At 50.2% G+C, this 14,343-nt stretch carries 12 protein-coding genes; 5 read left to right on the forward strand and 7 right to left on the reverse strand.

Annotation, left to right across the window (positions count from 1 at the left end; genetic code table 11):
* Window positions 1–1,934 (forward strand): catalase/peroxidase HPI (katG, locus tag OXN25_07845; protein MDE0424762.1); only part of this gene is annotated, 1,934 nt, incomplete at its 5' end.
* A gap of 143 nt (window positions 1,935–2,077) precedes the next feature.
* Window positions 2,078–3,400, forward strand: coding sequence for an MFS transporter (locus OXN25_07850; GenBank protein ID MDE0424763.1), 1,323 nt, complete (start codon window positions 2,078–2,080; stop codon window positions 3,398–3,400).
* A gap of 126 nt (window positions 3,401–3,526) precedes the next feature.
* Here the strand turns inward: OXN25_07850 and OXN25_07855 are convergent, their stop codons facing one another.
* The 4 genes from OXN25_07855 to OXN25_07870 all read right to left on the reverse strand — a co-directional run bounded on the left by OXN25_07855 (window position 3,527) and on the right by OXN25_07870 (window position 9,219).
* Entirely contained in the window at window positions 3,527–4,399 is an 873-nt protein-coding gene (locus OXN25_07855) for an energy transducer TonB (GenBank protein MDE0424764.1), read from the reverse strand.
* Window positions 4,400–4,432: 33 nt separating this feature from the next.
* Window positions 4,433–4,954, reverse strand: a complete 522-nt coding sequence (locus tag OXN25_07860; GenBank protein MDE0424765.1) for a hypothetical protein — start codon at window positions 4,952–4,954, stop codon at window positions 4,433–4,435.
* The gene (locus OXN25_07865) at window positions 4,941–6,311 is read right to left on the reverse strand and encodes a hypothetical protein (protein MDE0424766.1); all 1,371 of its coding nucleotides are present in this window, start codon (window positions 6,309–6,311) and stop codon (window positions 4,941–4,943) included. The genes OXN25_07860 and OXN25_07865 overlap by 14 nt, the downstream gene beginning before the upstream one ends.
* 61 nt (window positions 6,312–6,372) lie before the next feature.
* Window positions 6,373–9,219: a TonB-dependent receptor gene (locus tag OXN25_07870; GenBank protein ID MDE0424767.1), complete on the reverse strand. Its 2,847-nt coding sequence runs from the start codon at window positions 9,217–9,219 to the stop codon at window positions 6,373–6,375.
* A 576-nt stretch (window positions 9,220–9,795) separates the two neighbouring features.
* On the opposite strand from OXN25_07870, the gene OXN25_07875 reads away from it, so the two are divergent.
* From OXN25_07875 to OXN25_07885, 3 genes are all read left to right on the forward strand, one after another.
* Window positions 9,796–10,389 (forward strand): SEC59/DGK1/VTE5 family protein, encoded by a 594-nt coding sequence (locus tag OXN25_07875; protein MDE0424768.1) that lies wholly within the window; start codon window positions 9,796–9,798, stop codon window positions 10,387–10,389.
* Window positions 10,390–10,414: 25 nt separating this feature from the next.
* The gene (locus OXN25_07880) at window positions 10,415–11,533 is read left to right on the forward strand and encodes an ABC transporter ATP-binding protein (protein ID MDE0424769.1); all 1,119 of its coding nucleotides are present in this window, start codon (window positions 10,415–10,417) and stop codon (window positions 11,531–11,533) included.
* 110 nt (window positions 11,534–11,643) lie between these two features.
* Complete coding sequence (locus OXN25_07885) at window positions 11,644–12,459, forward strand: Cof-type HAD-IIB family hydrolase (protein ID MDE0424770.1); 816 nt, start codon at window positions 11,644–11,646, stop codon at window positions 12,457–12,459.
* Window positions 12,460–12,527: 68 nt separating this feature from the next.
* On the opposite strand, the gene minE is transcribed toward OXN25_07885, so the two are convergent.
* Genes minE through OXN25_07900 form a run of 3 tightly spaced genes read right to left on the reverse strand, consistent with a single transcriptional unit; the run spans window position 12,528 to window position 14,298 of the window.
* On the reverse strand, window positions 12,528–12,800 hold the full coding sequence (gene minE / locus OXN25_07890) for a cell division topological specificity factor MinE (protein MDE0424771.1): 273 nt from the start codon (window positions 12,798–12,800) through the stop codon (window positions 12,528–12,530).
* An 11-nt stretch (window positions 12,801–12,811) separates the two neighbouring features.
* A complete protein-coding gene (minD, locus tag OXN25_07895) occupies window positions 12,812–13,606 on the reverse strand; it encodes a septum site-determining protein MinD (protein ID MDE0424772.1) in 795 nt (264 codons plus the stop codon).
* Between the two features lie 17 nt (window positions 13,607–13,623).
* Window positions 13,624–14,298, reverse strand: coding sequence for a hypothetical protein (locus OXN25_07900; GenBank protein MDE0424773.1), 675 nt, complete (start codon window positions 14,296–14,298; stop codon window positions 13,624–13,626).
* Between the last annotated feature and the right edge of the window lie 45 nt (window positions 14,299–14,343).

Genomic DNA, 14,343 nt, shown 5'->3' on the forward strand with positions numbered 1-14,343 from the left:
CCCTCTTCATTCGGATGGCGTGGCACAGTGCAGGCACGTACCGCATCCACGATGGACGTGGCGGCGCAGCCTCCGGCACGATGCGTTTCGCGCCTCTCAACAGTTGGCCCGACAACGCCAGCCTCGACAAAGCACGCCGACTGCTCTGGCCCATCAAGCAGAAGTATGGTCGGAAGCTCTCATGGGCAGACTTGATGATCTTCACGGGCAACTGTGCTTTAGAGTCGATGGGTCTCAAGACCTTCGGGTTTGCTGGCGGACGAGAGGATGTCTGGGCACCTGAAGAGGACATCTATTGGGGATCTGAGACCACGTGGCTCGGTGACGAACGCTATACCGGCGATAGGGATCTGGAGAAACCGCTCGGTGCCGTTCAGATGGGGCTCATCTATGTCAATCCACAGGGACCCAACGGGAACCCGGATCCGGTCGCTGCAGCGATAGACATTAGAGAAACGTTCCGGCGCATGGCGATGAACGACGAGGAGACGGTCGCGCTCATCGCTGGCGGACACACGTTTGGTAAGACGCACGGTGCTGCGGATGCGGACGAGTACGTCGGTCCCGAACCCGAAGGCGCGAGCCTTGAGGAGCAAGGACTCGGCTGGAAAAATACCTTTGGCAGCGGCAAGGGTGTCCACACAATCACCAGTGGGTTGGAAGGTGCCTGGACGGCTACGCCGACCCGGTGGGATAACAGTTTCTTTGAGAACCTGTTCAACTACGACTGGGAACTGGAGAAAGGTTCCGGTGGCGCGTGGCAGTGGACTCCCAAGGATGAATCTGCCCAGGACACCGTGCCGGACGCGCACGATCCCTCAAAGAAGCACGCACCGATGATGCTCACGACCGACCTCTCTTTGAAGGCGGATCCGATCTATGCGGAGATTTCCAAACGCTTCTACGAGAACCCGGCGGAATTCGCAGATGCCTTTGCGAAGGCGTGGTATAAACTCACCCACCGCGACATGGGACCTCGCACACGATATATCGGTGCCTTGGTGCCAGAGGAACAGCAGTTGTGGCAAGACCCCGTCCCTAATGTCGATCATGAATTGATTGGAGAACAAGACATCGCTGCCCTCAAGAGCAAGTGTCTCGAATCAGGACTCTCCATTTCCCAACTCGTCTCGACTGCTTGGGCATCTGCGGCGACGTTCCGCGGTACCGACAAGCGCGGGGGTGCTAACGGGGCACGCATTCGCCTCGCACCGCAGAAGGATTGGGAAGTCAACAAGCCGTCCGAACTGCAGGAGGTCCTTCAATCTTTGGAGGCGATTCAAAGCGAATTTAACGGATCGCAGTCCGACGGGAAGAAGGTCTCGCTCGCTGACCTGATCGTTCTGGCGGGGTGCGCAGCGGTCGAGTCGGCTGCGAAGAACGCTGGTGTCGACGTAGCGGTTCCCTTTGCACCGGGACGCACGGACGCGTTGCAGGAACAAACTGACGAGGAATCGTTTGCTGTGCTTGAACCGACAGCCGACGGATTTCGCAACTACCTCGCGAACGGACACGAGAGAACAGCCGAAGAGCTGCTGGTGGATCGGGCACAAATGCTGACACTCACCGCACCTGAGATGACGGTTCTCGTTGGTGGTTTGCGCGTCTTGGATACAGACGTTTGTCAGTCCGGATTCGGCATCCTCACCGAACGACCCGAATCCTTGACGACTGATTTTTTCGTGAATCTACTTGATATGAATACCGAGTGGTCGGCATCCGCTACATCTGAGAATATCTTTGAGGGACGCGATGGCTCGACGGGTGAAATCAAGTGGATGGGCACCCGCGTCGATCTCGTCTTTGGCTCAAACTCCCAACTCCGAGCTATTGCGGAAGTTTACGCCTGTGATGACGCACAAGAGGCGTTTGTACGGGACTTCGTGGTTGCATGGAACAAGGTCATGAATCTCGATCGTTTCGACCTTTCATAAGAATCCGCTGGCGAGGTTTTGCAGCGTACACGCACAAATGCGAAGTGCATTCCTAACCTCGCCAGTTCTCTCATTCCAGCCTTCGTATCTTCCGCCCATGAAAATTCGTTTGACTTTTCCCACGAATCTGTTATCATCTCCCTATGAAGAACGATAAAAAGACAATCTTCGGTTGGTGCATGTACGACTGGGCGAATTCAGCCTATATCACCACTGTGATCGCCGCTATATTGCCGAATTACTTTGCGAAAGCCATTGTAGGCGAAGCCGGTGTTGATATCCTTGGTATGAATATGACTGCTACAACATTATGGGGATATATGTTGGGAACAGCGGCGTTCTGCGTCTTCCTCTTTGCACCCGTACTTGGGGCGATTGCCGATTTTTCCTCAGCAAAAAAGAGATTTCTTATAGGCTTTGCGTATATGGGGAGTCTCTTCGCAACGCTGCTCTATTTTTCCAAGTCTGGCGATGTAGGATTGACTGTTGTGTTATTTCTTGGTTCTCAAATCTGCTTTGTCGGCGGTAATGTTTTCTACGACGCATTTTTACCGCAGATCGCCTCTGAAGACAAAATGGATTCCGTCTCTGCCAGAGGGTATGCTTTCGGGTACGTCGGCGGATCGCTCCAGTTTGCCATTGCACTCGCGCTGGTCGCTATGCAAAAGACCCCAGAGGACCAGGCGATGGCAGCGCGTATCGGGATGGCGATGACAGGCGCGTGGTGGGCAGGCTGGACGTTATTGACGATGAAATACCTAAAAGAGGAGAAAACCCCGTATCAACTCCCAGAAGCCTACCGCAACCGACCGAAAACTCGCGCATACCTCTCCCTCGGCATCAGTCGAACGATTTTAACGGCGAAAAAGGTCGGACGCTTTAAACACCTCACCCTTTTCCTCGTCGCCTATATGATTTACAACGACGGCATCCACACTGTCACGAGCATGGCGACGATCTACGGCACTGAGGAGTTAGGACTTTCGACAACTGCATTGATGGTAACGCTCCTGTTGGTCCAAGTCGTTGCAATCGGTGGCGCGCTGATATTCAGTCGATTGGCGGGCCGTATCGGCGCGAAACGGTCGGTGATGTTTGCATTAGTCCTATGGAGCGGGGTTGTCACCTACGGATATTTTATCCACACCGCAACAGAATTCTTCGTTTTGGGGATGATTGTTGGGATCGTCCTTGGTGGAACGCAGGCACTGAGCCGTTCCTTGTATGGTGCGATGATTCCAGAAAACGCAAGTGCGGAGTTTTACGGGTTCTATTCCGTTTTTAGCAAGTTCTCATCTATTTGGGGTCCCGTAACTTTCGGCGTTATCAAACAGATTACCGGCAGTGCCCGCCTCTCGATTATTTCGTTGATGGTTTTCTTTATCGTTGGGTTGATTCTGTTAGGATTTGTGGATGAGGAAAAAGCGAAAGCGGATAAACTCGCGTTCCAATTTAGCGATACTTAAAATAAGTAGGCGAGGTTTCCCAACCTCGCCATAAAAAATCCATGAAATTTGTGTAATCTGCGATTCAAACAATTAACGTCTCTACCAATCGCTAACTGCTAATTGCCAACTGCTAATTGCCAACCGCTAATTCGCCAACTCAAAAATAATCGGAATTTCAAGCCGTAAACTGAATCCTTCTTGTCCGTCAGGGAACGGTGGATACGGCACGGCATTTCGGACAGCGGCGAGCGCAGCGTTGTCGAGTGCTTTTGATCCGGACGAAATAGTGACTTCGGGATTCCGAACCGTTCCATCTTTGAATAGTGTAAACCGGATGGTTGCAGCGGCACCGGCATCCAAACTTCGGACGCGTGGCGGGAAACGTTGCACCTGTTTAATCCGGTCTCGGACGGCTTTTAGGAACTCGTTAAACGACTGTTTCGCATCTCCCAAGTTCATGGAAGCGAGCTCAAGATTTCCGGGGTCATTGAATTCGGTCTGCGCGAGGTTCGTTCCCATATCCAGCCTTGAAACTAAACTCGTGTTCTCAAACTTCGGTGCCTCAAACTTCGGCATCGTTGTAACAACAGCTGCCTGCCGAGTTCCCGAGAACAGGTTCCGACCGATCCCCACTGTACTAGGTGCCATCACCGGACGTGTAGGAACGTCGTTCGCGAGTAGTGTAAATCGGGCATTGCCTACTGGAATTTTAGCACTCGTCTTGACAACTTGCCCCTTAGGGGCGCGGACTTGAGAGAACTTCGGTTTTGTGGGTTTCCGTTTGGCACGCGGCGGTGTTCGGCGTTTCGTCTGTGGTTTTGACGCTTCTAATACCACACTCTCCACTTTATCCTTGTTCATATCTAACACCGTCTTCTGCACAAAATAGACCGCTCCGGCGATAATCCCAATTACATGCAGCCCAATTGCGAAGGTACCCGCAATCCGCATTGCTTTCTTTTTCCGCGTTTGCACGGCTTCTCGGTTCTGCCGTTGAACGTCGGCAATCGTCATCATATTTTTTTTCTCCCGTTCCTTTCAGCTCAGTAATTAGTCTTCGTAACTCAGTAGTTTATATCTGCCGTTTTTAACAACGACCGAGCCGAGTACTTCCAGCTCCTGTTTCTCCCCAGCGGCGTTCTGTAACGTCAAAACCGTCCCACGCAAAAGATGGAAGCCATCATAGTTTTCCTGCGGTTGATCGAAGCGGATACTCACGAACTGTAGGTGCTGCCCGCCGTAGCGATTCATCCACTTTCTCATACCGATGTTACATTTCGTATTCAGATTCGACCACGCAAATTCACCTGGAAAATTGCTCGGCGGACGACTCGCTGGGAATACCGGCCAAATCCACGCAAGATATTCTTGGCGTTGGACCCGTAGGCGGTTCAACTGTTCAATGTCTTTTCGATTTAATGCGTCAACGACCGCCAGACCGAGTTGGTCCGGCGAGTCGAGACTCTCTTTCCATACCGACGTCTCACATCCAACCCAGCTGCTCCAAACGAAAAGCAGGATTAGAAAGATGTGAGATAGAAAAAAAATAGTGCGTTTCCTAATTCTGTGCACTCGTTGTCCATCCGGTTGTCCAGTTGTTGGACGGGCTCACGCCCCCGATGAAGTTAACGTTTTCAAAGAAACCATCAGCGGGTGGGGCTGCGGGAGAAACCGCGACGGCACCCGCACCGGGTGTGAAATTGGGAGCACTCTTATTGAAGGGTGCTGCCAAGTTCGGATCCGTCTCTTCGTTGTAGTTGGCGGCTGCGAAAGCGGCTTCATCAAAACCGTCGTTGTCTTTTTCGTCGCCGAAATTGCCTTTGCCGTTCTCAAAGAAGATACTGTTTTTGACAACCAGTTTCCCACTATTTGCTTGGGCATGCGTCGCTGCGTTGTTGATATCAAGACCGACTTTATTGAATCCAGTAACAATGAAATTTGCGAATGTGCCAGCGGCACCTTCACGAATCAGCATACCGTTATCGCTTTCAGGGCCTGATGGGTCACCGACGAGCGTGGCGTTGTAGATCGTCGCAGCGGAACGCGGTGTCGCTTCGTTATCTTTACTGCTGTTATCAACTTCAAAACCGTTATCGGCATCATCACCATACTGCTGTACCACGAGGAATTGCGCTTTACCCGTCCAACCATCTGTCCAGTCGAAGGAGTCATCGCGCGCCCCTGTAACAATGACGTATTTAAGGTTGACAGTGCCGCCGAACATTTCAACGCCGTCGTCTTGGTTCATGTGGACTTGGACGTTCTCAACGATTGTACCCGATCCAACGCCTTGGAAGGCGATGCCGTTTAGTTCGTTATCAGGGCTAAACTCAATACCTGCATACTCAACACGGACGTAACGCAGCACACCGCTGCTATCCGCAGGGTTATTTCCGCCGAACGCACCCGTGTCCCCTTCACCGAACGTTACACCTTGGTTCGTCGGGGCGTTCCCATTGACAATCAAACCGCCCCACTGCCCACGCGCCCGGCTGCCGATAGCCGCATCACTGGACATAACAATCGGGGCATCCGCTGTACCCTGTGCCATAATTTTTGAACCTTGGGCGATGATGAGTGTGCCATTGGTCGCTTGCTCACCAAAAATTTGAACGCCAGCCTCGATGGTTAAGGTCGCACCGCCTTCAACAAATACAGCACCGCGTAGGAGGTAATCGTAAGCCGATGTGAGCGTTTTATCCGCATTTAGTCTACCTTCCAGTATCACTACTTGTCGTCCATCGACCTCAATAATAGTTTCTTCAGGGACTAATGCTGCTTCGGTATTTTCAGTATTTTCTTCATCGCTACCACAACCGGCGAACGCCAACGTCAATCCGATGGCGAAAATGGCTATTACCTGAAAAAGATAGTTTTGATATAGACCCTTTGTCCCTGTGGATGCGGGGGTCGACCCAATATTTAACATTAGCTAACTAAGCTCCTTTTTTGTTTTTTTATCCCTAACTGATTGAATAGTCAGGCACCGATTACAAATCGTAACTTACCCCAAACGAGAACGCTCTGCCCAATTTATACTGAACATAAGTTTCTTCACCTTGCCTAAAAAAGACATAGGGATCGAGTAAGTTTTTCGCCGAAAAACTAACCTTGAAGTAATCAGCAACGACCCGACTGAAACTCACGTCCAGTTGACCGCGCGGTTGTTCGTAGACATCCGGGACACCGTGGTTCCCCACTTCAGAGAGCCTACGTCCAAAGATGTTATACGCAATCGCGCTTGAAATACCCCAGTTCGGGGCTTCATAACCGATAGACACGTTGACAATGTAAGGACACTGACCCTGTAGTGGACGCTCAGAGGAGGTTTGAATACCGACATCTGGGAGTACCACCTGCGAGGAGATTAACGCTGCGTTTGTGTTAATCGAGAAGTTGCTCAGTGCTGGTGTAATCACGCCCAAATTCTGACGGGCTTCTAACTCCAGTCCGTAATTGTTCGCGGCATCAGCATTTTCATAAGTAATCCGAACTTCTGCCTGGGGTTGCACAATCTGCTCAATCGGTTTCTGGAATCGTTTATAGAAGGCACTCACGGCTAAAACACCACCTATCTGTGGAAAAGCCTCCCAGCGGAAATCGTAGTTATCGATCTGCGTCCGCTCGAGTTCTGGGTTACCGAGGATTGTTCTACCACCGACGAAATCTGTAAATTCAAACGGAGCCAGTTCTCGGAAATCCGGACGTGTGATCGTCCGAGATGCCGCGAGACGCAAGTTCATCCGTTCTGTTAAGCGATACGTTAAGTTCGCACCCGGCAGTAAGTCGAGCGTTTCCAAAACCGCTACAATCGGTTGCGCGGAGGCGGAGAATGGATCGTAGGTCGTGACCTTTTGCGCTGAAGATTCCAATCGTGTTCCCATCATGAACTGCCATTTCGCGCGAATCGGCATATCAAGCATCAGGTAGCCTGCGTAGATAGCGTGATCTGCGAGGTAGTTATCAGTCGCACGCGTTGATTCTCGTAATTCAAAGACGCGAGGGGCAATGTTTTGGGTTTGGAAAAGGACTTCCGGTTGTGCAGATAGATCGACCGTCGTATCTACCTGGTCAGAAGGCAGGAACCTGAAGCGACGGGCATCAAACGTACGGGATCTGTCCCGGAGGAGTCCACCAAATTTGAAGAGCCCTTCAGCACCGATCGGAATCTTCCAATCAGCACGGGCGTTGTATTCGTCGTCTTCAAGGTCGAAGAAGAATCTGCTACCGCTGTGTGTAACGTCGCGGAAGGTGTAGGTGCCGTCGCCGCGATCTTCGTAGATATTTTCGCGGGTATCCGGTTCATCTCGCGAAGCACGGGAATATGTAAGCCGCCACTCCATAGAGGCATCCGGCTGCTCTGGACCCTCCGCCAGTTCAGGTTCACCGAAATTGAAGTCGTGTGTGCCAGCGAGTTGCCCTGAGAAGAGTTGACGTTCAACATAGCGCAGCCGCGTACTCCGCATATCCGTATTTCTATCGGCATTGAAGCCTTCCCATGTCCGCGTCTCATCTTCAGCGGTATGTGTGAAAAGCGTCCGGACGCTGACTTGATGTTGCGGGGAGAACCGTAGACTTCCGTTCAACACACTCCCCCAGTCTACTTCATTGCCACTCCGTTCAACCTTATAGGAAGTCACGGGTGAAAGCGTCTCGTTGAGACCGATACGGAAGGCGTTGCGCACCTGTGTGCCGTAACTATGGCTATTCCCGTAAGAGATAACCCCTAAATAGCCGAACTCTTTACCCAAAAGGGTATTACTATTGCCGAGACTGAATTTGTAACCTTGGTTAACTGGGATGGATTGTCGTTCCGGGGACCAGACGTTGTCAAACGATTGTCCGAACTCTTGAATCTGTTCGGCGGTGAATCCTAACGGCGTAAAACGACCGCGTTCCCGGATGGGTAAACCCGCCGCACGCGTTTCGACGATAGACGGCAGCGCTCGCGAACCGTCGTCGAACCCGAGAAAATCGAGACCACCGCCCGGGTACGTTAAACCGTCTTCGCCTGTCGCTTGTGTGTTAAAACCGCTCGACATTGATAGCGACATCATCAGTTCTTCGGGAAAATCTTTGGTGAAAACTTGAACCGAGCCGCCCGCGAAACCGCCAGGCTGATCGGGTGAGAAGGTTTTCACCGTCTGTAAACTCGCCAGAAGGCTTGCCGGGAATATATCCATCGGCACGACCCGTCGGTTCGGTTCAGGACTCGGAATCTCGACATTGTTAAGGAGCGTATTGCTGTAACGTTCTCCCAAGCCGCGGACAAATACATAACGACCGCCGACAATACTAACACCTGTTACCCGTTTTATCGCCTCACCCGCAGAAGACGCTGGCAGGCGGCTAATTTCTTCTGTACTAATGCTATCCTCAATTCGCGATCTACGCATCCGTTGTTCAAGGAGGCCGCGCTCACTCGCCTGGCTTAACTGGACGGGCATCTTAATCGCGTCAAGTTTGACCACTTGCGGCACCAGTAATATTTGCACGGGCTGTGGTGCTTCTGCCACGTTGACCTGAAAATCCGATATTACATAACTATTGTAAAACGGCGCGGTTGCCTGAATTCTGTGGGTACCACTTGGCAATTCAAATGAAAATGTACCTGCTTCATCGGTTGTTACCAGAATCTGTGTATCTATAACCCGAACGGTTACGCCAGCCAGCGGCTCTTGGGTTTCACTATCGACAACACTACCTGTTATTTTGACGACTTGTTGCGTTTCTGAGTCGGCGGCGCTTACGTCCCCAAGCCCGAACGACATCCCAAGGATCAAAAGCAGCAAGCCGAGGTAGAAGTGCTCCCTAAAGCGTGGAGTTTGGCAGCCCATATTTAGAAGTCCTCTCATTTCTTATCGTTGATTAACCCCTATTAAAATCCTTTCTATTTTGTAAATTTGTTTATCCGGCGCGCTTGGACGGATTTGACAATCCGTCCTTCGTTACTTTCACATAGAACGCGCGAATGGTGTTTCACCAACATTTCTATTCTCAATGCTGTTCCAATGGTAGAAAAATTGTAATCTGTGAATGATACAAAATTGTGTTATTTTTTTGTTAAAAAGTAATTCTTTAGCGTTCAGCAGTCAGGTCGGTTTTCTGCGAAAACCTTTCAGGGGTCGGGTATGAGTCGGAGCATCTTGTTACAGGCAAAGTTGAAAGCGCAGCACCGTAACGCAGATCCGACGGATTGCTAAAAGCGCAGCGCCCTGATGGCTGAAAGTGCGGTGAATGCCATTAAGGCATTCATACCGTTGATTTGCGCAGCGGAACGCCCTGATGGCTGTCTATTTTCCCTTGCTATTTCCTCGCATAAATCCTATAATAGTTAAGCCGAACGTCCGCGATTTTTTGTTTCTTTCAGGAATCCTGAAAAATGGGCGATCAGGTGCTATGGAGACGAATTCATGTTAACCGAACTCCTTCGGAAAAGCATTCATTTATCAGGACTGATCTTACCGGTTATCTATTTTTTTCTTGATAAGTCGACGATGTTAATTTTTGTCGGCATATTGACGGGAATCGCGATTGCCGTAGAATTGGTAAAATGGTTTTCCCCGAGTTTTGGGGGTTTCTTTTTGCAAATTTTCGCGCCTATGCTCCGTAGCCATGAACGGAGGGGCGCGATGACGGGCGCGACCTATTACATCATCAGCGCGTTCTTGTGTATCCTTTTTTTTAGTAAGACGCTGGCTGTTGTCTGTATCTTTTTCATGGTCCTTGGGGACCTCGCAGCCGCACTGGTAGGAAAAAAGTGGGGGCGGACGAAACTTCTTGGCACAAAAAGTTTAGAAGGCAGTGCTGCGTGTTTCGTCGTTTGTGCTGCAATCGCCCTCATCAAATTACATCCTGTTATCGGGATTATCGGCGCATTAGTTGCCACAGTCGTAGAGATGCTTCCGTTCCCGATTGACGATAACTTGACGGTCCCGTTGGTTTCGGGGGCAGTCATGCACTTTTTGATGCAGAGTGCCTTCATTCAGTCTTTAGCCGTGTGGTAATTGTTTGGCATGCAACGAATAAATAATGGCACATATCAAACTTGAAAATATCCTAAAACGCTTCGGTGATTTTGTCGCCGTCAGAGATTTTAACTTGGAGATTCAGGACAAGGAGTTCGTCGTCTTTCTCGGTCCCTCAGGCTGCGGTAAAACTACGACGCTCCGTCTCATCGCAGGCTTGGAGCATCCCGAAGAGGGTGATATTTTCATTGATGGTCAACGCGTCAACGATCTTTCGCCTTCAGACCGGGATATAGCTTTCGTTTTCCAGTTCTATGCCCTCTATCCGCATCTGACCGTCTACGATAACATCGCTTTTCCGCTTAAAGCCGTAAAGGTCTCAAAATCAGATATTGATACGCAGGTCAAGCGCGTTGCAGAGATTTTGCAAATATCCGATATGCTGAATCGGAAACCGAGCGTCCTCAGTGGTGGGGAGATGCAACGCGTCGCACTCGGACGCGCCATGGTTCGACAACCGAAGGTCTATCTCCTTGATGAACCGATGGCGAATTTAGATGCCAAGATCCGGGTTGACACGCGTGCCGAGATTAAACGACTCCAACACGAAATCGGGGCAACAACGATCTTTGTGACCCACGACCAAGTTGAGGCGATGTCTTTGGCTGACAGGATAGCCGTCATCCATCACGGGGTCCTACAGCAAATCGGAACACCCTACGAAGTCTATAACAGGCCCGAAAGCCTCTTCGTTGCCGGATTTATGGGGATGCCAACAATGAACCTCCTTGACGCTGAACTCACGGCACGGGAGGGCGCGCCTGTCCTGCAGCTCAGTCACACCGATGTTTATCTACCGCTATCATCTGAAAGACAAGCGACCCTCAGTGCCGATGCACAAGAGAACGGCTTAGTCTTCGGCATCCGTCCTGAGCACGTCACTGCTGACAATCAACCCGATGTGCAAAAAATTGCTGCCGATGTTCACCTTGTTGAACCCCTCGGCGCGGTGAACGTTCTTGATATTCGTCTCGGTACACATCCAGAGACACAAGAACCGATTTTACTGCGTGTGCGAACCCACCCGACGTTCCGTGTTGCAGTCGGCGATACCATCTGGTTGGATTTCAGTGAAACCGAAATACATCTCTTTGATCGGAAGACAGAGCAAGTGCTTTCGTGAATAGCGGACCGCAAATCGCGAACCGCATACCGCGAATAGCGAACCACGAATAGCGAACCACGAATAGCGGACCGCAAATCGCGAACCGCGAATAAATGGAGGAAAAGAGAATGGAAAGTGAAGGCGCGAAAATCCCATGTCGATTGGCAGCCTTTGATTTAGATGGGACACTCCTGAACAGTGAACACGCGTTATCTACTGAGAACTGCGACGCGCTCCGTAACCTCACGGCGAATGCTATTCTTGTCGTTTTAGTGTCGGGAAGGATGCACCGTTCTATGCAACCGATTAGCGACCAAATCGGTTTAGAAAACCCTATTATTTCGTATAACGGCGGCATGGTACAGCACGCCACGACCGGTGAGGTTTATCATCACACACCCGTGCCAGCAGATTATGCAATGGAAGTCGTTGCTGCTTGTAGGCGACACCATCTGCATCTCAATTTCTGTTTGAATGATGAACTTTATGTGGCTGAACGCAATGCGTGGAGTGATCTTTACGAGGTGCGCACTGGCGTGCCAGCGACACCGGTTGGCGACTTACGCGAATTGGCAGGGGAAACGCCGACGAAACTGCTGATTATTCACACGTCCGAAGAATTGCCTTCACTTTTGAGCGATTTTCAAAACGATTACGCAGGAAAACTTTACGTCACACAGACCCAACCAGAATATATTGAATTTATGAATCCAGAAGTTACAAAGGGTCGAGCACTTTCCGCACTTGCCAATCGTTTTGACATCCCCATGGATACGGTTGTTGCTTTTGGAGATAGTTACAACGATGAAAGTCTGATCAAGACTGCTGGCTTCGGCATAGCAATGGCAAACGGAGTCCCCCCGGTTCGTGCCTGCGCAGATTATATCACAGGAACGAATGACGATAACGGAGTCGCAAAGGCCATCTATGAATTGATTCTCTGATACAGTTAAATAGGAGTTGCAATTTCCTGTCGTGCGCCGTCTCAACGCGTTAATTTGCCAAAAGGCACTCACCGATTCACACGCATTTCGTGTACTTCCTTGTAGGGGAAGTCCGCCACGAGTGTGCAAGAGTTGCCTTCATGTTTCAAGGATACCTGTACAGAGTTCATCGAAAATTCAAAGTACTTTGCTAATACCTCTGTCAATTCATGTTGTAGCCGCATCATCATGCGGTCATCGACATCGAATCGGTCTTGTGTAATGACGAGCTTCAAGCGCTGTTTGGCGATGCTGCTTGATTTTGATTTGCGCCCGAATAGTTGTCGGATGCTTATATTCATGTACGGACTCCTTAAGTTTTTCTCGTGAACCAGTTGAGAATGCTGGTGAACAGACCTTTCTGTTCTAAGTCTGGGATCGGAATCTGCTGTCCAGTCAACCGTCGTGCGATGCGCATATATGCTTGTGCCCCGGCGGAGTGTTCTTCATAGACAAGAGGGATCCCCCGATTTGTAGAAGTGATGACACCTGTGTCTTCCGGGACGATACCTAAGAGGTCAATATTCAGGATGTCTATAACATCGGCTTGATCCATCATACTCCCATTTCCGACAAGTTCCGGCGAAAAACGATTGAGTACGAGATTAATCGGCTCAATTCTTGCATGTTGTAGCAAACCGATAATGCGGTCAGCATCCCGAATAGCGGAAACATCTGGGGTCGTGACCACGATTGCTTCATCAGCACCTGCGGAGGCATTGCTGAAACCGCGTTCAATACCAGCAGGCGAGTCAACAAGGACAAAATCGTGCGTTGAACGCAACTTATCACAAATCGCTTTCATCTGTGCAGGTTGGACATCGTTCTTATTGTTTTTTTGTGAGGCTGCCAGAAGCGTGAGACCGTCAACCCTTCGATCTCTAACCAGTGCTTTCGCAAGTTCGCACTGTTTATCAATGACATCCATTGAAGTGTAAACGATTCGACTCTCAAGCCCCATCACGATATCAAGATTTCGGAGCCCGACATCCGCATCAACAACAACGACTGTTTTACCGAGAAGCGCGAGGGCTGTCCCTAAATTCGCTGTAGAGGTTGTTTTTCCGACACCTCCCTTTCCTGATGTTACTACGATTACTCTTCCCATAACCGATATCTCCTTTGTTAAAACTTGACAAACCTTTCAACAATAATCATATCTTCTTTCCCGATGCGCGCAATTTCTGGGTAACCTCGGGATTTTTTGCCAATAGGTATACGGTTGAAATAATTACTGATTTGAAGCTGCAGCGGTACTAAATGCATAGCAATGATGACCGCTGAGAGTCTGCCGTTCATTCCTGCATGCGCGTTACCCCGCAATGCTCCCAAAACAACAATATCACCGCCCGCTCTCACTTCAGCACCCGAGTTGACATCCCCATAGATAATCAAACTCCCTTGGGGGAACTCCTCTGTTTGACCCGACCGAATTGTGTAAGGAACAATCCGAGACGGTTCGCTCTCGCGGCTGTCTGGTGGATTCACCACTTGTGTTACGATATGCGTTGTGGGTGCAGCGGCAATAGGTGGCGGCGGCGGCTCTTCGGAGACTATCATGAAGTCTCGCACTGTTACATTGTAGACCTCCTTAAGTTTTGACCGGAGATACGCCATTTCCTCCTCTTGCAAGGTCGGCCCCTTGAGATCAATCTGAAGAGATGTCCCATTTAACGGGCGATTCATCCGAGAAATTTCTTCTTGAATAGCCTCTTCAATCTCTATTATAGAGAGATGCGGTTTGATAATTAAATGCAAACCGTCTCTATATGCTCTGAGTGCTACAATTGAATTTGCCATTTGCTACTTAAATCTCAACTCAATGATGTTGAGGGGACTTCCTCA

It is taken from the genome of Candidatus Poribacteria bacterium, assembly GCA_028820845.1.
GTDB lineage: Bacteria > Poribacteria > WGA-4E > WGA-4E > WGA-3G > WGA-3G.